The organism is Streptomyces sp. NPDC050806 (genome assembly GCF_055586425.1).
On sequence record NZ_JBVJIF010000007.1, the window covers coordinates 351,091 to 367,334 of the forward strand.

The window sequence follows — 16,244 nt, forward strand, 5'->3', positions numbered from 1 at the left end:
GGCTCATGGAGTGGTTGACCAGGCTGCCGCTGATCGGTCCGGCCGTGGTGTGGCTGATGCGTACGCACCTGTGGCGGGCGTACCAGCGGATGGACCGCGTGCACTGGACCCGGCTGGCCGCCGCCATCACGTTCACCAGCTTCGTGGCGCTCTTCCCGCTGCTCACGGTCTCGGCGGCGGTCGGCGCCGCGACGCTCACCGACGCGCAGCTGAGCCAGTTCCAGCACCAGCTCACCGAGCAGGTCCCCGGCATCGCCGAGCAGCTGGACGTGGGGGCGCTGGTGGACAACGCGGGCACGGTCGGAGTGATCGCCGGTGCCGCGCTGATCTTCACGGGGGTGGGCTGGGTCCAGTCGCTGCGGGACTGCCTGCGGGCGGTGTGGGAGACCGACGACGAGGACGGGAACTTCTTCGTCGCGAAGGCCCGGGACGGGGCCCTGCTGCTGGGCCTGGGCGGCGTGGCGGTGGTCTCGCTGGCCTGCTCGGCGTTCGCCTCGGCCGCGGTGGGCCGGGTCGCCCAGGCTCTCGGCATCCCCGAGGACGGCGCGGGCAGCGTCCTGCTGAAGCTGGCGGGCTTCCTGATCGCCGTGCTCGCCGACTTCCTGCTGCTGGCGTACGTCCTGACCCAGCTGCCCGGCGCTGAGCCGCCGCGACGCGCGGTGGTCGTGGCGTCACTGATCGGCGCGGTCGGCTTCGAGGTGCTGAAGTACGCGCTCAGCGGCTATCTGCAGGGCGTCGCGGCGAAGAGCATGTACGGCGCGTTCGGTACGCCGATCGCGCTGCTGCTGTGGATCAACTTCACGGCGAAGCTGCTGGTCTTCTGCGCGGCGTGGACGGCCACCCAGGAGCCGGCCGACGAGCCGGTCGAGGTGCCGGACGCCCCGCCGGCGGGCGGCGCCGTGGAGGACGCCGCCTGAAGCGGGACCGAGCTGCCGTGGGTCATGCGTCGATCGGGTCCCGGAAGTTGACGCAGCCTTCTACTTTGGCGACATGCTTACCTCCGGCCGCTTCAGCGGATCCGTTGAAGAAAATCATGCGATGCCGTTCCCATTTGTCGAAAGCCTCATCCAATGTGTAGGAAATGGGAATTCGGCTTTCAAAAACCGGCTCCTTGAGCGACAGCTGCAGACCGGTCAGCAGCGCACGGCGTCGAAACTCTGCCGGCTCCACCCTGGGCAGCTTCGCGAAAGCTGAGTGCCGCCCGGTGGCGTAGACAAAGGTGATCGACAGCAGTGCATGAAAGTTCACCAGCTCGGCGAGGAGCGAGGCGTGCAGCAGTGGCCGATGGGGGGCGCGTTCGCCGACGTCCGAGGCCATGTCCACGTGGTACGTCCCGTGGTAACGGCCGTCGTCGCCCAGGCCGGCCTCCACCGCCCTCCATGGCGTGTCGCACCATGCCCTGGCCTGCTCGTCCATCACATCGGTAATGTTCGGCGGCAGCACGGGAACCAACTCCATCACCTCGCCCTCCGGGAATTTCCGCAATGCAGAATGTGCCCCGGAGGGCGGGTCGTCCTCGCCTTCGCCCGAGCGGTTCACTCGTTCTGATCAGAGATTTCCCCGCTTCGGGCAGCCGTCTTCCCCTGCACTGGAGAGGCGAAATGCCATCGCCTCAGCGGCCGCGGCGCCGCACCAGCTCCGGGAGCGGCCAGCGGCGGTGCACCGCGAGGGCCACGGCGCCCAGGACCACCACCGCGCCGCCCGCGATGCCGAGCGCGGTCCACGCGCCGTTCCGGCCCTCGGCGCCGTCCGTCGCGGCCAGGTGCGCGGCGGAGTGCTTGCCGTGGCCCTTGGCGGCGCTGTGCTTGCTGGCGTCGCCCTCCTTGCTCTTCGGGCCGACCAGCCGGCCCACCGGCTCGACCTTGTCGCGCGCCGCGAAACCCCAGTCGAACAGCGAAGCGGTCTCCTTGTAGACCTCGTTCGCCTCGTCCTTCGCCGGGTTCATGACCGTGACGAGGAGGACCTTGTCGCCGCGCTGCGCGACGCCGGTGAAGGTCGCGCCCGCGTTGGTGGTGTTGCCGTTCTTCACGCCCGCGATGCCCTCGTACGGCTTACCGCCGTACACGCCGGTGAGCAGCCGGTTGGTGTTCTGGATGCCGAAGGTCTCGCGCTTCTTGCCCTTCTTCGCCTCGCCGGGGAACTGCGCGAACGCCGTCGAGCAGTACTCCCGGAAGTCGGCGTTCTGCAGCCCGGAGCGGGCGAACAGGCTCAGGTCGTACGCGCTGGAGACCTGCCCCTTCGCGTCGTAGCCGTCCGGGGTGACGACGTGCGTGTCGTGCGCGTTCAGCTGGTCGGCGTGGGCCTGCATGTCGCGGACGGTCTGCGGGACGCCGTGGTTCATGGCGGCCAGGGTGTGCACCGCGTCGTTGCCCGACCGCAGGAAGACGCCCAGCCACAGGTCGTGGACCGTGTAGGTCTGGTGCTCCTTTATGCCCACCAGGCTGCTGCCCTCGCCCATGCCCGCCAGGTCCTCGGGCTCGACCTTGTGCTTCTCGGTCTTGGGGAACTTCGGCAGCAGGGTGTCGGCGAAGAGCATCTTCAGCGTGGAGGCGGGCGGCAGCCGCCAGTGCGCGTTGTGCGCGGCGAGCACCTCGCCGGACTCCGGGTCGGAGACGATCCACGAGCGTGCGGAGAGCCCCTTCGGCAGCTTCGGGGCGCCCTCCTTCAGCTGTACCTGGGTACCGGACTCGGCCAGCCGGTCGCCGCCGACCGCGGACATCGTGGCGGGCGGCTGCGGTGTCTTCGAAGGCTTCGGATCATCGGCGTGCGCGGGCGCGGCCAGGGCCAGCGGCGCGGCGCACACCAGGGCGGCGGCCGCGGCCCTGCGGCCGGTACGGCGGCGGGCGCGGGCGGGTGCGGCGGCGGGGGACGGGGACAGCGCGGGGGAGGGGGGAATCGTCGGCACGTCGGTGAACGTACCCGCAGCGCCCGTCCCGGTAGCGGGCGCCCCGTGAGACACGGCCCCTGCCGACGGCGCCGCCGGCCCGCCGCTCATACTGGAAGGCATGAAGCTCTCGCGCCCCGTCTCCTGGTTCCTGCTCGCCTTCGGGGTGTGGAGCTGGTTCATCTGGATCACTTTCGTCAAGAATCTGGTCAAGGACGGAAGTGGTCTCGCCTTCGATGACGCAGGTGACCCGACTGCCTACTTCTGGGTGCATCTGGCGCTCGCCGTGACGTCCTTTCTCTTGGGGACGGCAATCGGCGTGATCGGGTTGCGTGGCGTACGGGCCCTGCGGGGCGGTACCGCGGCCCCGGCGGACGAGAAGTCCGCTACGTGATCTTCGTCCTGGTCATCGCGGCGATCTTCGCGCTGATCGGCGGGGTGCACTGGTACCTCTGGCGCCGCCTCGTCCGCGACACGACCTCTCCCGGAAGCGGCGCGCGCCGGACCGGCACCGTGCTCGCCGTGGTGCTGCCGCTGCTGATCCTCGGCGCGTTCGTCGTGCCCCGCACGGGCGCCCCGTTCCCCCTCCAGCAGCTCTTCGCCTGGCCGGGCTACCTCTGGCTCGCCCTCGTCCTCTACCTCACCCTCGCGCTCCTTATCGGCGAGGTCGTACGGGCGGTGTGGCTACGGGTACCGGCACGTGACGCGGTCGCTGTGGAGCGCGCCGAGGCGCCAGTGGCGGAGACATCCCCGGCCGGCGGGCCGCTTCCCGGCCCCGAGGCGACACCGGCAACCGAGGGCTCCCCGCCCCCGGCCCCCTCCCGCCGCCTCTTCGTCGCCCGTTCGGTGGCCGTCGGCGCGACGGCGGCAGCGGCCGCGACCGTCGGGTACGGCACGTACAGCGTGCTCAGCGGGCCCCGCGTGAAGCGGGTGACCGTCCCCCTCGCCAAGCTGCCGCGCGCCGCGCACGGCTACCGCATCGCCGTCGTCAGCGACATCCACCTCGGCCCGATCCTCGGCCGCGCCCACACCCAGCGGATCGTCGAGGCGGTCAACCGCACCGGCCCCGATCTGATCGCGATCGTCGGCGACCTGGTCGATGGCAGCGTCGCCGACCTCGGCCCCGCCGCCGAGCCGCTGCGCACACTGTCGGCGCGGCACGGCGCGTACTTCGTCACGGGCAATCACGAGTACTTCTCCGGCGTGGAGGAGTGGGTGGACCACGTACGCGAACTGGGCGTCCACCCGCTGCGCAACGCCCGCGTCGAGCTGCCCGGCTTCGACCTCGCCGGCGTCAACGACATCTCCGGCGAGAACCACGCCGACGGCCCCGACTACGCCCGCGCCCTCGGCGACCGCGACCCGGCCCGCGCCTCGGTCCTCCTGGCCCACCAGCCGGTGATGATCCACGAGGCGGTACGGCACGGTGTGGACCTCCAGCTCTCCGGCCACACCCACGGCGGCCAGCTCTGGCCCGGCAACCTGATCGCCGCCGCCGCGAACCCCACCGTCGCGGGCCTGGACCGCTACGGCGACACCCAGCTCTACGTCACCCGAGGCGCGGGCGCCTGGGGCCCACCGGTCCGGGTGGGTGCCCCGCCCGATGTCACGGTCGTGCAGCTGGCCGCGCGGGACGCGTGACCAGCCCGCGTATGAAGGACTCCCAGGCGGCGTCCCCGAATATCAGCACGGGGCCGTGGGGGTCCTTGCTGTCGCGGACGGGGACGCGGCCCGCACAATTGATTTCTGCTTCAAGGCAGTTGCCAGCGCTGGTGCCGCTGTAGCTCGACTTACGCCACACAGCCGTACTCCTCTGCCACGGCTCTGAGCATGGCGAGCGAGTCCGAGTGCGAGAGCGCGTCGCTCAGGGCCAGTTCGTAGTAGGCGTGACACTGCCGGACAGTCGACGAGTCGTCGATGACGTGCCCGGTTTTGAGGCCCTCCGCGTACACAACGGGCGGTGCGTCGTCGAACGACATGAGCATGGCCGAGCCCTCCATCAGCGGGTGCACCCCGATCGAGAAGGGGAGGATGTGCACCCGGATGCGTTCGCTCTCACCCAGGGCGGCAATGTGGCGAAGCTGCTCGGCCATGACGGCCGGTCCGCCGACAGGGCGTCGCAACACCGCTTCGTCGAGCAGATCCCACATCACCGGCCTCGTGGGGTCGTTGAACATACGAGCCCGCCCCAGTCGTGTGACGACGATCTTGTCACAGGCTTCGTCGGTCCGAGGCGGGAAGTAGGAGCGGAGTACCGCTCGCGCGTACGCCGCGGTCTGCAACAGGCCCGGCACCAGGGTCGACGAGTACTCGCGGATGATCGCAGCCCGCTTCTCCAGCTCGGCCGCCGTGGAGAAGAAGTTGGCCAGCGTCCGGTCGTCCAGCGTCGGCAGAAACCGCTCGAAGAACCCGCCCGTCGCCAGGACTTGGTCCAGCCGTCGCGCATCCTCCAGCGACGGCTTGCGTCGGCCCGCCTCGATGTGGGCGATGTGCGTACGGGACATGATCGCGCGCTGGCTCAGCGATTCCTGCGTCAGACCGGCGGACTCGCGGCGCTGCCGCAGCTCGGTTCCGTACGCCGCGCGCGATTCCGGAATGCCCTCACCCAGCATGTGACCGACCCCCTTCGGTGACGGACCCGTTGTCACGTGTCACCTGCTGCCGAGCGTAGGGACGCCGGGTCAGGCTGGTGGGCAAGAGCCTGGCCCCGCCCCTCGAAGGAGTACTTCCGCATGATGGCCGTACAGCCGCCCTCGTCCCTTCCGCTGCCCGCTCCGCCGTATCGGCCCGATTGTGAGCAGTGCGCCTTGCTGGAACGGATGGAGCGGGCCGCTCGCGTGGCACACGACCGGAGCCGGGAGACGGACGCCCGGGTCATGCTGCGCAATCACCACCGCGAGGCGCACGAAAATCAGGCGACGACCTGAGACCCCGGCTGTTAGCTTCCGGAATTATGGAACCACTGTCCGAATCCGACATCCGCGCCTCTTTCGTGAACTGCTCGAAGGGGGAGGCGAAGCGGCTGAACATACCCGCGGGGTTGGACGGGCTGCCGTGGGAGGACCTGGACTTCCTCGGATGGCGTGATCCGCAGGCGCCCGACCGGGCCTACCTGGTCGCGCCCCGGGACGGCGGGCCGCTCGGCGTGACGCTGCGCCGGCCGCAGAACATCCGCCGGACGTTCACCAAGACCACGGTCTGCTCGCTCTGTCTGACCGGGCACGGCGGTTCCGGGGTGAGCCTGCTGGCCGCGCCCCGGGCCGGGGCCAGGGGGCGGCAGGGCAACACGGTCGGCGCGTACGTCTGCGCCGACCTCGCCTGCCCGCTCTACCTCCGCGGCAAGAAGAAGCCCGACCTCGCCGCGCGCTACGAGGAGCAGCTCAGCGTCGAGGAGAAGGTCGCCCGGCTGACCGCCAACCTCGACGCGTTTCTCGCGAAGGTCACCGAGAGCCGCGACCAGGGCTGATCCCCGGCGGGGCCGTGGCCTCCGCCGGGTGGCTTTTCGGGCGGCCGATCGTTCACCGATGTCTGCCCGGACATCCCTGGCGGTCCGGCGCCGTGCCCCGTATCCAGGGAGGATCTGCCCACTCGCGATAGAGGACCCCATGCACGCACGGGACGACACCAGCAAGGCCACCGACGCCACGACCACCCGGCCTGCAGGCAGTGTCCCGCTCCGCGCCGCCGGGCCCGAGGCGTCCCCGGCCCGGGCCGGGGACACGGCCGTACCGTCGTCGGTACTCGCGCTCCAGCGGGCCGCCGGGAACGCCGCCGTGACCCGTATGGTGCGGCAGTCGCGGGGCGCTACGCCCGACGTCCAGCGCGCCCCGAAGCAGGCCCCCGGCGCCTCGAAGCAGGGCGAGCACGTCTTCAACGCCCTCGACGCGCTGGCCATGAAGGCGTACACGACGCTGAAGGGCATGCGGGACGAGCGCATCGGCCAGCTGAACCAGCAGGTGAAGAGCAAGAGCCTCAGCAAGGAACAGGCGGGCCGCGCGGCGGGACAGGGCGGGGTGAAGGAGCGGCTGGAGCACCTGAGGACCCATGCGGAGGAGGCGGGGCGCAAGCGGGACCACGCCCGGTACCGCTCGGCGATGCAGGGCGCCGAGAAGGGCGCGGGCGGCGACCAGAACTCCCGCGACTACTCGGAGCTGTCGAACGCCGTCATGTCCGCGCTGGCCACCTGCGGCACGAGCCGGTGGAGCGGCGGTGCGGCGCTGCAGGGCTACCGTGGCGCCAGGCTCGAATCGATCATCATCGACCAGGTCGCGCGGCGGCAGCTGCGCGACAACGAGCTGCCGAAGAGCGACAACAAGGCATTCGACGCCTGGTTCGAGGAGACCCGGAGCGCCATGCACGCGCTGTTCGACGACATCATCGGCACGGCGGATGCCATGCACGAGATGCTGCGGGTGACCCGCCGGGGCGCGGGCGGCTACCCCGACCGGGGCCGGCCGGGAGCCGAGGAACTGTCCGACACCGACGGCGAGCCCGTGGACGGCTGACCCGGCATCAGGAAGTCGTCCAGCAGCTCCGTCAGCTCGCGGACCAGCGGGCGCAGCACGCGGAAGCGGGAGGCGGAGATCAGCCGGGCGACGAGCGGGGCCGTACGGGTGACCAGGGCGCGGCTGCGGGCGCAGTCCGGCGAGCGGTCGTGGACCCAGAACAGCACCAGGCCCATCTGCTGGAGCCAGAGCAGCCGGGGGAGCTGATCGGCCAGCTCCGGCGCCGACTTCACGTCCGCGCCGGCCAGCACCTCCCGGTGCAGGGCGACGGCCGCCTCGCGGGGGCCTTCGGAGGCGTCCGAGAAGGGGCTGAGCGGGCTGTCGGGGTCGGCGGCGTTCTTGAAGAACTGCGCGGCGAACCGGTGGTACGGGGCCGCGACGTCCAGCCAGCTGAGCAGCAGCCCGCGGATGCGGGCCGACAGATCCGTCTCCGTGGCGAGCACCCGGGCGGCGGCCGTCCGGTGCTCGTCGGCGATCCGGTCGTAGAACCCCTGGATCAGGTGTTCCTTGGAGGCGAAGTAGTAGTACGCGTTGCCGACCGAGACCCCGGCCTCCTGGGCGATGGCCCGCATGGTGGTCTTGTCGTACCCGCGCTCCTCGAACAGCTTCATCGCGGCCTGGAGGATGCGGGTGCGGGTCTGCTCGCCCTTGGCGGGCCGGGGCGCCCCGGTCGTCTCGTCGCTCACAGGGTCCGACCTTAGCCGGGGGCCGCCCGGCCTCCGGCAGCCCGTCGCACCGGGACGTACGACCAGCCCCGTGCCCGGTCGTACGTCCAGCCGTCGGCCCGCTCCTGTGCGGGACCCGTGGGGTGGTGCGCCGCGCGGTACTTGGCCGCCGCCAGCACGGCCGCCCTGGCCAGCGGCGCGCCGGCCGGGGTGGCGAGGCGGTGGGCCGTGGCGCGGTGGGCGGCCAGCGCCCAGAGGCAGACGATCCAGGCGGCGGCGCCCCGGTAGACCTGGCCCCCGTCGCCGACGCAGGTGATGTCGCGCAGGGTGGCGTCGTGGTCCAGCCCGGGGAAGCGGCGCCGCGCCGCGTCCGAGCCGGCCGGGACCGGTACGAGGGGGACCAGCTGCCGCTGCCGGGTCAGCCAGTCCCGCACGGAGGCGCAGAGCGGGCAGTCCGGGTCGTAGAGCACGGTGACGGACCGGAGCGGGGTCCGCGGCCGTGCCGCCGGCGCGGCCATGGCGTCAGGCCTGAGCCGGGGCGGTGAAGCCCTGCGGCTCGACCGGCGGCAGCTGTTCGCGCTCCATGGCGCCGCGGCGCCGGATGCGGCTGAGGACGTAGACGTTGGCCAGGTGCAGGACGCCCAGTACGAGCAGGACGACGCCGAGCTTGAGCGAGAGGGTCTCGACCAGGCCGCGCGCGGTGGAGACGGCGTCGGCGGCGCGCAGGTACAGGGCGACGAAGCCCAGGTTGACCAGGTAGAAGCCGACGACGAGCAGGTGGTTCACGGCGTCCGCGAGCTTCTCGTTCCCCCGCAGGACGTCGGCCAGGAACACCCTGCCGTTCCGGCTGAGGGTGCGGGCGACCCAGACGGTCAGGGCGATGCTGACCAGTGCGTATACCGCGTAGGCGACGACGGTGAGGTCCATGGGACGGCCTTTCTGAACGTGTTCAAATCCCCGTTGCCATGACAGTAGACCTGTTCTTGAACATGTTCAAGCGCGGGAGAGGGGCCCGCCCCTCAGCGGGGCGGGGGAGGAGGAGCGGGAGGGGAAAGGGCGTCAGAGGCCGTGCTCGGCGAGGAAGTCGGTGATCAGCCGCTCCCACTTGTCCGGGCACTCGTGCATCGGCACATGGCCGGCGGCGAGCCCGGCGTACCGCGCGCCGGGGATGCGGTCGGCGAGGTAGCGGGAGTGCGCCGGGTCGACCAGCTGGTCGTGGAGGGTGGCGATGACGAGCGTGGGGGCCGAGACCCGCGGCAGGTCGGCGCGGGTGTCCAGGGTCCGCACCAGCGCCGCCTGGTCGGCCGAGCCCGCCGGCACCAGCTCGGGGCAGGGGTCCAGCAGCGTCTCGACGTCGTCGGCCGGCAGCCCGTCGAGGTGGCCGGGGGCCCAGCCGCTGAGCGTGCGGGCCAGCGCGAGCCCCGTGTAGTCGTCCTGCTCCAGCAGCCGCTGCCACAGGGCCAGCCAGAGGTCCGTACGGCGGTCGGGCGCCGCGAGTCCCGCGGTGAGGACGAGGCCGCTGACCCGCTGCGGATAGCGCGTCGCGGCGCGCACGGCGACCGCCGCGCCGAGCGAGTAGCCGATGAGGGTGAAGGTCTCCAGGCCGGCCGCCACCGCGCCGTCCACGACCGCGTCGGTGAGGGCGTCCAGGGTGAGCGGACCGGAGGCGCGCGGAGTACGGCCGGAGCCGGGGTAGTCGGGCGCGACCACGGTGTGGCCCGAGTCGGCGAGCGCCGGTAAGAGCCGGGCGAAGTTGTCGTCGATGCTGCCGGTGGCGCCGTGGGCCAGCACGATGCCGGGACCGGAGCCGGTGACGGTGGCGGAGAGCGGGGGCAGGGGCCGGTGCGGGGAGAGGGGGGCGGTGTCGTTCGTCATACGGGAGAGCATTCCCCGGGACGAACGCCGTACCTACGCGAAGGGCCCCCGCCCGGAACGAAATCCGGACAGGGGGCCCTTGGCGGGATCAGGCTCTCAGAACCGTCGCGTGATCAGTGCGCGCTTCACTTCCTGGATCGCCTTCGTCACCTCGATGCCACGGGGGCACGCGTCGGTGCAGTTGAAGGTGGTACGGCAGCGCCAGACGCCGTCCTTGTCGTTCAGGATCTCCAGGCGCTGCTCACCCGCCTCGTCACGCGAGTCGAAGATGAAGCGGTGCGCGTTGACGATCGCCGCCGGGCCGAAGTACTGGCCGTCGTTCCAGAACACCGGGCACGAGGACGTGCACGCGGCGCAGAGGATGCACTTGGTGGTGTCGTCGAAGCGCTCGCGGTCCTCGGCGGTCTGCAGACGCTCGCGCGTCGGCTCGTTGGTGTCCTTCGTGATCAGGAAGGGCATCACGTCGCGGTAGGCCTGGAAGAACGGCTCCATGTCCACGACGAGGTCCTTCAGGACCGTCAGGCCCTTGATGGCCTCGACCGTGATCGGCTTCTCAGGGTTGATGTCCTTGATCAGCGTCTTGCAGGCGAGCCGGTTCTTGCCGTTGATCCGCATGGCGTCGGAACCGCAGATGCCGTGCGCGCAGGAGCGGCGGAAGGTCAGCGTGCCGTCCTGCTCCCACTTGATCTTGTGCAGACCGTCGAGCACGCGCTCCTTGGGGTCCAGCTCCAGCTGGAAGTCCTGCCACTCCGCGTCCGCCGAGACCTCCGGGTTGAACCGGCGGATCCGGAAGGTCACGGTGATCTTCTGGGCAGCGGTGCTCTCGGCCGCGTCCAGCGCCGCCGAGTGCTTGTCAAGCGTGGGGGTGCTCATCAGTACTTACGCTCCATCGGCTGGTAGCGGGTCTGGACGACCGGCTTGTAGTCGAGACGGATCGACTCCTTGCCGTCAGCGCCGACCTCGCGGTACGCCATGGTGTGCCGCATGAAGTTGACGTCGTCGCGGTTCGGGAAGTCCTCGCGGTAGTGACCGCCGCGGGACTCCTTGCGGGCCAGTGCGGAGACCGCCATGACCTCGGCCAGGTCGAGCAGGTTGCCCAGCTCGATGGCCTCCAGCAGGTCGGTGTTGAAGCGCTTGCCCTTGTCCTGGACGGACACGTTCAGGTAGCGCTCGCGCAGCTCGCCGATCTTCTCGACCGCGGTCTTGATCGTCTGCTCGGTGCGGAACACCATCACGTTGGCGTCCATGCACTCCTGAAGCTCGGTACGGAGCTTGGTGACGCTCTCCGTGCCGTTGGAGTCGCGCAGCCGCTCGACCTGGTCCTGGACCTGCTTGGCCGGGTCCTCGGGCAGCTCGACGAACTCGCTCTTGTGCGCGTACTCCGCGGCGGCGATGCCCGCGCGGCGGCCGAACACGTTGATGTCCAGCAGCGAGTTCGTGCCCAGGCGGTTGGCGCCGTGCACGGAGACACAGGCGACCTCGCCGGCGGCGTACAGGCCCGGGACGACGGTGGTGTTGTCGGCCAGCACCTCGCCCTCGACGTTGGTCGGGATGCCGCCCATGGCGTAGTGCGCGGTCGGCTGGATCGGGATCGGGTCCGTGTAGGGCTCGATGCCGAGGTAGGTCCGCGCGAACTCGGTGATGTCGGGCAGCTTGGCGTCCAGCTGCTCCGGCGGCAGGTGGGTGAGGTCGAGGTAGACGTGGTCGCCCTCGGGACCGCAGCCACGGCCCTCGCGGATCTCCGTGTAGATGGAGCGCGAGACGACGTCACGCGAGGCGAGGTCCTTCATGACCGGCGCGTACTTCTCCATGAAGCGCTCGCCGTCCTTGTTGCGGAGGATGCCGCCCTCACCACGGGCGCCCTCCGTCAGCAGGATGCCCATCCGCCAGATGCCGGTCGGGTGGAACTGGAAGAACTCCATGTCCTCCAGCGGCAGCCCACGGCGCCAGGCGGCGGCCTGGCCGTCACCGGTCAGGGTGTGCGCGTTGGAGGTCACCTTGAAGAACTTGCCGGTGCCGCCGGACGCGAAGATGATCGACTTCGCCTGGAAGACGTGGATCTCGCCGGTCGCCAGCTCGTAGGCGACGACACCGGCGGACTTCTTGACCCCGTCGACGTCGTTGAGCAGCAGGTCCAGCACGTAGAACTCGTTGAAGAACTCCACGCCCTCCTTGACGCAGTTCTGGTACAGCGTCTGGAGGATCATGTGACCGGTGCGGTCCGAGGCGTAGCAGGACCGGCGGACCGGGGCCTCACCGTGGTTACGGGAGTGACCGCCGAAGCGGCGCTGGTCGATCGTGCCGTTCGGGGTCCGGTTGAAGGGCAGGCCCATCTTCTCCAGGTCGAGGACCGAGTCGATGGCCTCCTTCGCGAGGATCTCGGCGGCGTCCTGGTCGACCAGGTAGTCGCCACCCTTGATCGTGTCGAAGGTGTGCCACTCCCAGTTGTCCTCCTCGACGTTGGCCAGGGCGGCGGCCATGCCGCCCTGCGCCGCGCCGGTGTGGGAGCGAGTGGGGTAGAGCTTCGTCAGGACGGCGGTGCGGCTGCGCTTCGTCGACTCGATGGCCGCGCGCATGCCGGCGCCACCCGCGCCGACGATGACGGTGTCGTACTTGTGGATCTTCATTGTTCCAGTCAGCCCCGGCTTTAGCGGATGTTCGGGTCGAAGGTGAAGATCACCAGCGTGCCCAGAAGGACGGTGAACACCGTGGCGGCGTACAGCAGCATCTTCAGCCAGAAGCGGGTGTTGTCCCGCTGCGCGTAGTCGTTGATGACCGTGCGCAGGCCGTTCGCGCCGTGCAGCATCGCGAGCCACAGCATGATCAGGTCCCAGGCCTGCCAGAACGGCGAGGCCCAGCGGCCCGCCACGAAGGCGAAGCCGATCTTGCTCACGCCGCCGTCCAGCACCAGCTGGACCAGCAGGTGGCCGAGGACCAGGACGACCAGCACGATGCCGGACAGCCGCATGAACAGCCAGCCGTACAGCTCGAAGTTGGTCCGGGTCGACCGCGGGGTCTTCTTCGTACGGGCGCGGGGCGGCTCGATGACGGGAGCCGGGTTGTCCACGTCGTACAGGGACACGGAGTCGTTCACAGGAGTCGTCTCAGCAGAGGACATCGCGCTTCATCAGCTCCCGAACAGCGTGCGCAGGGTGTGCTGCAGCACGGGGTAGAAGGCGCCGGCCATCAGGACAAGCCAGACACCGACAACGGTCCACAGCAGCTGCTTCTGGTACCTCGTGCCCTTGGACCAGAAGTCCACGGCCACGACGCGCAGGCCGTTGAGCGCGTGGAAGAGGATGGCGGCCACCAGGCCGTACTCCATCACGTTGACGAGTGGCGTCTTGTACGTGGCGACTACGTCGTCGTAGGCCTCAGGGGAGACACGAACGAGAGCGGTGTCGAGCACGTGCACGAACAGGAAGAAGAAAATGAGGACGCCGGTGACTCGATGAGCCACCCAGGACCACATACCTTCCCGGCCGCGATACAGCGTTCCAGCCGGCACGGAAAAACCCTCCGGGAGCGGGGACTGGGGCCTGCCGGCTTCACTGTCGGTCTGGCCCGGCCGGGTACGGTCCACCGGCCCTGGCCATCGTAGCGACGACTTGTCGGTTCCTCCCGCCGGGGTCCTCAGGTGTGATCAAACAAGCACGGACGGACTATCGGACAGGGAGGAAACGGGCTATCAGGGACCTTGGGTGACAAGCTGGGCGAGGCGGCCGCGGGCGATCCGGCGCAGCTCCTCGGCGGCGACGGCGCGCTCCTCGTCCGGCTCGTGCGCCAGCCGGTCCCGGATGCCGCTCAGTACGTGGTCCAGCAGCCGGTCCTCGCGCAGCCCGTCCAGGCAGATCACGAAGACATGGCGGAAGCGGCGCTCGTACTCGGCGTGGGCGGCGCGCAGCGCGGTGTGGGCCGCGAGGGTCCCGCGGCCGCGGGCGCCCGCGAGCGGCTGCGGCGACACGGACTCCTCGGCCAGCGCCTCGGCGAGGTCGGCCGGGCTGAGGTCGTAACTGGCCTCGTCGGCGGCGGCCAGCAGCGCTTCCAGGTCGGGATACGGGCGGTGCGCGGCGATCCGGCGGGCCCAGCGGCGGCTTCCGCAGCAGGCCAGCAGTGCGGCCTCGGCGGCTCCAGCGGCGGCCGAATTCAGCCGGTCGAGTCCGGGCGCGCCGTCCGGTGCCACCCGCCGCGGGCGGCACGTCTGCGAGGGTATGCCGGGCCGGGCGGTGGGCAGAGTGGTCGGCCGGGCGGGGAACTCGTCGGACAGCGTGAACTCCTCGGATTTCGGGATACCTGGGGGCGACCTGGAGTGGGGTGCGCAGTCCGCGTCTCCGGCCAGGGCGGCCACACCGTCAGGGTGGCGAGGGCACTGGGGAAAGGGGGACTGCCGGCGCTCGCGCCGTCTTCTGGGGGTGGAGGTCGGGTGACGGGGAGACTGCCGGCGCTCGCGCCGTCTTCTGGGGGTGGAGGTCGGGTGACGGGCGGGCGAATCGTCACCGTAACGACGGGAGTCGGACTCTGTCCGACGGATGCGCGAATTTCACCCGGATGAGAGAGCTTTCGCGCGCGTAGTGGACGAGACGTTTCTCCAGCTGGTCATACTTCGCCCTGGAAAGGGAGGTTTGCGTAGATGAGGAAGTTGACGGCATGGGTGGCACTGGCCGCCTCGGCCCTGACCATCACCGGCTGCTCCGGCGACTCCGGAGAGCGCGGCAGCGGCAGCGGAAGCCAGGATTCAAAGTCCCCCACGTCCGCCGCGTCCTCCGCCGCGCCCACGCCCCGCTGGGCCGCGGTCAAGGGAGCCCCGCGCACGATCCCCGCCGTCCGCTCCTTCAAGGCGGCCGACGGGAACGGCTGGCGGGTATCGAAGAACGCCCGCGTCGTCGTCCCCGCGGGCCAGGACAGCCCGCTCGCCGACGAGGCCCGCCGGCTCGCCGCCGACCTCGGCGGCCTGAAGCTGTCCTGGCAGGACGACGCCCGCCCCGGCGACATCGAGCTGGCGATCTCCGGCAAGGGCAAGGCCGCGAAGGCGAACAACGCGGCCCCCGCGAGCACCGCCGACGAGGCCTACACGATCACCGCCCGCGACACCCGGCTCACCCTGACCGCGCCCACCGACACCGGCGTCTTCAACGCCACCCGCACGGTCGTGCAGTCCGTACGGGCGGCCAACGGCGTCCCCGAGGGCACCATCGAGGACCGCCCCGACCGGGCCCAGCGCGGGCTGCTCATGGACATCGCCCGCAAGCACTACACGGCCGACTGGCTGGAGAAGCGCATCCGGGAGCTGGCCGACCTCAAGCTCAACCAGCTCCAGCTGCACTTCTCCGACGACCAGGCGTTCCGCATCGAGAGCTCCAGCCACCCGGAAATCGTTTCGAAGGACCACCTCACCAAGGCCGAGGTCCGCCACCTGGTGAAGCTCGCCCGCGAACTGCACATCACCGTCATCCCCGAGCTCGACTCCCCGGGCCACCTCGGCGCGGTGATCGACAAGCACCCCTCGCTCCAGCTGCGCAGCGCCGCCGGCACCTCCCAGCGCGGCGCGATCGACATCTCGCAGCCCAAGGCCGCGCAGATCGTCGACGACCTGCTCAAGGAGTACGCGAAGCTGTTCGCCGAGGAGGGCGTGCCCGGACCGCACTGGCACCTGGGCGGCGACGAGTACCGCGCCCTGACGGTGAAGTCCCCCGGCGCCACCTACCCGCAGCTCGCCCGCGCCGCCACGAAGAAGTACGGCGCCAGGGCCACCGTCCAGGACCTGACGACCGGCTGGCTCAACGACCGCGAGAAGACCCTGCGCAACGCGGGAGTACAGCAGGTCGAAGCGTGGAACGACGGCTTCCACGACAGCAAGGTGGTCACCCCGGCCAAGGACCGCACGGTCGCGTACTGGACCGGCAAGGAGATCGGCGCCAACCAGCCGGCCCCGTTCCTGAAGGCCGGGCGCACGGTCGTGAACCTCAACGACGAGTACCTCTACTACGTGCTCGGCCAGCCGAACGACTTCACCTACCCGACCGGCGAGCGCATCTACAAGGAGTGGACCCCGGCCGTGCTGCGCGGCAGCAGCCCGGTGGCCGCCTCGCTCGCCGGACCCGACCGGGTCCCCGGCGCCCGCCTCGGCGTCTGGGGAGACATCCCGCAGTCCCAGACCACCGAGCAGGTCGCCCGCGGCATCCGGATGCCGCTCGTCGCGCTCTCCCAGAAGGTCTGGGACCCGCGGAAGCCGCAGCTGTCCTGGACCGACTTCAAGACCCGGGCCGCGACGGTGGCGCCCGCCCGCTGAACGGCCCGGACGTACGCCTTTCCACC

General features: G+C 70.6%; 19 protein-coding genes. 6 read left to right on the plus strand and 13 right to left on the minus strand.

The window, feature by feature from the left end:
* Positions 1-5 precede the first annotated feature (5 nt).
* The gene (locus tag ACZ6WH_RS23635) at positions 6-917 is read left to right on the plus strand and encodes a YihY/virulence factor BrkB family protein (RefSeq protein ID WP_469730339.1); all 912 of its coding nucleotides are present in this window, start codon (positions 6-8) and stop codon (positions 915-917) included.
* A 22-nt stretch (positions 918-939) separates the two neighbouring features.
* Here ACZ6WH_RS23635 and ACZ6WH_RS23640 read toward each other — a convergent pair whose 3' ends face one another.
* Positions 940-1,539, minus strand: coding sequence for a hypothetical protein (locus ACZ6WH_RS23640; protein WP_469730341.1), 600 nt, complete (start codon positions 1,537-1,539; stop codon positions 940-942).
* Positions 1,540-1,612: 73 nt separating this feature from the next.
* Complete coding sequence (locus ACZ6WH_RS23645; protein WP_469730683.1) at positions 1,613-2,995, minus strand: D-alanyl-D-alanine carboxypeptidase family protein; 1,383 nt, start codon at positions 2,993-2,995, stop codon at positions 1,613-1,615.
* A gap of 10 nt (positions 2,996-3,005) precedes the next feature.
* Here ACZ6WH_RS23645 and ACZ6WH_RS23650 point away from each other — a divergent pair, with 10 nt between their 5' ends.
* Both ACZ6WH_RS23650 and ACZ6WH_RS23655 read left to right on the plus strand, forming a co-directional pair.
* Positions 3,006-3,278 carry an SCO4848 family membrane protein gene (locus ACZ6WH_RS23650; RefSeq protein ID WP_469730343.1) on the plus strand — a complete coding sequence of 91 codons (273 nt, stop codon included), beginning with the start codon at positions 3,006-3,008 and terminating at the stop codon, positions 3,276-3,278.
* Entirely contained in the window at positions 3,275-4,525 is a 1,251-nt protein-coding gene (locus ACZ6WH_RS23655) for a metallophosphoesterase (protein WP_469730345.1), read from the plus strand. Before ACZ6WH_RS23650 ends, ACZ6WH_RS23655 begins: the two co-directional genes overlap by 4 nt.
* Here ACZ6WH_RS23655 and ACZ6WH_RS23660 read toward each other — a convergent pair.
* Together ACZ6WH_RS23660 and ACZ6WH_RS23665 are read right to left on the minus strand one after the other, a co-directional pair.
* Positions 4,491-4,685: a DUF397 domain-containing protein gene (locus ACZ6WH_RS23660; RefSeq protein WP_469730347.1), complete on the minus strand. Its 195-nt coding sequence runs from the start codon at positions 4,683-4,685 to the stop codon at positions 4,491-4,493. The two genes, ACZ6WH_RS23655 and ACZ6WH_RS23660, sit on opposite strands and share 35 nt — an antisense overlap.
* Positions 4,675-5,496, minus strand: a complete 822-nt coding sequence (locus ACZ6WH_RS23665) for a helix-turn-helix domain-containing protein (RefSeq protein ID WP_469730349.1) — start codon at positions 5,494-5,496, stop codon at positions 4,675-4,677. Before ACZ6WH_RS23665 ends, ACZ6WH_RS23660 begins: the two co-directional genes overlap by 11 nt.
* Before the next feature lie 341 nt (positions 5,497-5,837).
* On the opposite strand from ACZ6WH_RS23665, the gene ACZ6WH_RS23670 reads away from it, so the two are divergent.
* Both ACZ6WH_RS23670 and ACZ6WH_RS23675 read left to right on the plus strand, forming a co-directional pair.
* The gene (locus ACZ6WH_RS23670; protein ID WP_469730351.1) at positions 5,838-6,350 is read left to right on the plus strand and encodes an FBP domain-containing protein; all 513 of its coding nucleotides are present in this window, start codon (positions 5,838-5,840) and stop codon (positions 6,348-6,350) included.
* A gap of 139 nt (positions 6,351-6,489) precedes the next feature.
* On the plus strand, positions 6,490-7,389 hold the full coding sequence (locus tag ACZ6WH_RS23675) for a hypothetical protein (protein WP_469730353.1): 900 nt from the start codon (positions 6,490-6,492) through the stop codon (positions 7,387-7,389).
* Here ACZ6WH_RS23675 and ACZ6WH_RS23680 read toward each other — a convergent pair.
* The 9 genes from ACZ6WH_RS23680 to ACZ6WH_RS23720 all read right to left on the minus strand — a co-directional run bounded on the left by ACZ6WH_RS23680 (position 7,320) and on the right by ACZ6WH_RS23720 (position 14,142).
* Positions 7,320-8,075 carry a TetR/AcrR family transcriptional regulator gene (locus ACZ6WH_RS23680; RefSeq protein WP_432858161.1) on the minus strand — a complete coding sequence of 252 codons (756 nt, stop codon included), beginning with the start codon at positions 8,073-8,075 and terminating at the stop codon, positions 7,320-7,322. The two genes, ACZ6WH_RS23675 and ACZ6WH_RS23680, sit on opposite strands and share 70 nt — an antisense overlap.
* 11 nt (positions 8,076-8,086) lie before the next feature.
* Positions 8,087-8,572 (minus strand): thiol-disulfide oxidoreductase DCC family protein, encoded by a 486-nt coding sequence (locus ACZ6WH_RS23685; RefSeq protein ID WP_469730355.1) that lies wholly within the window; start codon positions 8,570-8,572, stop codon positions 8,087-8,089.
* A gap of 4 nt (positions 8,573-8,576) precedes the next feature.
* Positions 8,577-8,981, minus strand: a complete 405-nt coding sequence (locus ACZ6WH_RS23690; RefSeq protein WP_432858165.1) for a hypothetical protein — start codon at positions 8,979-8,981, stop codon at positions 8,577-8,579.
* Between the two features lie 132 nt (positions 8,982-9,113).
* A complete protein-coding gene (locus ACZ6WH_RS23695) occupies positions 9,114-9,929 on the minus strand; it encodes an alpha/beta fold hydrolase (protein WP_432858166.1) in 816 nt (271 codons plus the stop codon).
* Positions 9,930-10,025: 96 nt separating this feature from the next.
* Positions 10,026-10,802, minus strand: coding sequence for a succinate dehydrogenase iron-sulfur subunit (locus ACZ6WH_RS23700; RefSeq protein WP_469730358.1), 777 nt, complete (start codon positions 10,800-10,802; stop codon positions 10,026-10,028).
* Positions 10,802-12,556 carry a succinate dehydrogenase flavoprotein subunit gene (sdhA, locus tag ACZ6WH_RS23705; protein ID WP_469730360.1) on the minus strand — a complete coding sequence of 585 codons (1,755 nt, stop codon included), beginning with the start codon at positions 12,554-12,556 and terminating at the stop codon, positions 10,802-10,804. The genes ACZ6WH_RS23700 and sdhA overlap by 1 nt, the downstream gene beginning before the upstream one ends.
* 20 nt (positions 12,557-12,576) lie before the next feature.
* Positions 12,577-13,047 (minus strand): succinate dehydrogenase hydrophobic membrane anchor subunit, encoded by a 471-nt coding sequence (locus ACZ6WH_RS23710; RefSeq protein WP_030254128.1) that lies wholly within the window; start codon positions 13,045-13,047, stop codon positions 12,577-12,579.
* Positions 13,048-13,056: 9 nt separating this feature from the next.
* Complete coding sequence (gene sdhC, locus ACZ6WH_RS23715) at positions 13,057-13,437, minus strand: succinate dehydrogenase, cytochrome b556 subunit (protein ID WP_110943876.1); 381 nt, start codon at positions 13,435-13,437, stop codon at positions 13,057-13,059.
* A gap of 180 nt (positions 13,438-13,617) precedes the next feature.
* Entirely contained in the window at positions 13,618-14,142 is a 525-nt protein-coding gene (locus tag ACZ6WH_RS23720; protein ID WP_469730685.1) for a 2-oxo-4-hydroxy-4-carboxy-5-ureidoimidazoline decarboxylase, read from the minus strand.
* Between the two features lie 417 nt (positions 14,143-14,559).
* Here ACZ6WH_RS23720 and ACZ6WH_RS23725 point away from each other — a divergent pair, with 417 nt between their 5' ends.
* Positions 14,560-16,218 (plus strand): beta-N-acetylhexosaminidase, encoded by a 1,659-nt coding sequence (locus ACZ6WH_RS23725; protein ID WP_469730363.1) that lies wholly within the window; start codon positions 14,560-14,562, stop codon positions 16,216-16,218.
* Positions 16,219-16,244: the final 26 nt, after the last annotated feature.

What these genes read in the sequence shown, in the direction of transcription:
- ACZ6WH_RS23635 (WP_469730339.1), top strand. Translation starts at nt 6, where the DNA reads ATGGAGTGGTTGACCAGGCTGCCGCTGATCGGTCCGGCCGTGGTGTGG.
- ACZ6WH_RS23645 (WP_469730683.1), bottom strand. Translation starts at nt 2,995, where the DNA reads ATGAGCGGCGGGCCGGCGGCGCCGTCGGCAGGGGCCGTGTCTCACGGG.
- ACZ6WH_RS23650 (WP_469730343.1), top strand. Translation starts at nt 3,006, where the DNA reads ATGAAGCTCTCGCGCCCCGTCTCCTGGTTCCTGCTCGCCTTCGGGGTG.
- ACZ6WH_RS23665 (WP_469730349.1), bottom strand. Translation starts at nt 5,496, where the DNA reads ATGCTGGGTGAGGGCATTCCGGAATCGCGCGCGGCGTACGGAACCGAG.
- ACZ6WH_RS23670 (WP_469730351.1), top strand. Translation starts at nt 5,838, where the DNA reads ATGGAACCACTGTCCGAATCCGACATCCGCGCCTCTTTCGTGAACTGC.
- ACZ6WH_RS23675 (WP_469730353.1), top strand. Translation starts at nt 6,490, where the DNA reads ATGCACGCACGGGACGACACCAGCAAGGCCACCGACGCCACGACCACC.
- ACZ6WH_RS23685 (WP_469730355.1), bottom strand. Translation starts at nt 8,572, where the DNA reads ATGGCCGCGCCGGCGGCACGGCCGCGGACCCCGCTCCGGTCCGTCACC.
- ACZ6WH_RS23690 (WP_432858165.1), bottom strand. Translation starts at nt 8,981, where the DNA reads ATGGACCTCACCGTCGTCGCCTACGCGGTATACGCACTGGTCAGCATC.
- ACZ6WH_RS23695 (WP_432858166.1), bottom strand. Translation starts at nt 9,929, where the DNA reads ATGACGAACGACACCGCCCCCCTCTCCCCGCACCGGCCCCTGCCCCCG.
- ACZ6WH_RS23700 (WP_469730358.1), bottom strand. Translation starts at nt 10,802, where the DNA reads ATGAGCACCCCCACGCTTGACAAGCACTCGGCGGCGCTGGACGCGGCC.
- sdhA (WP_469730360.1), bottom strand. Translation starts at nt 12,556, where the DNA reads ATGAAGATCCACAAGTACGACACCGTCATCGTCGGCGCGGGTGGCGCC.
- ACZ6WH_RS23710 (WP_030254128.1), bottom strand. Translation starts at nt 13,047, where the DNA reads ATGTCCTCTGCTGAGACGACTCCTGTGAACGACTCCGTGTCCCTGTAC.
- ACZ6WH_RS23725 (WP_469730363.1), top strand. Translation starts at nt 14,560, where the DNA reads ATGAGGAAGTTGACGGCATGGGTGGCACTGGCCGCCTCGGCCCTGACC.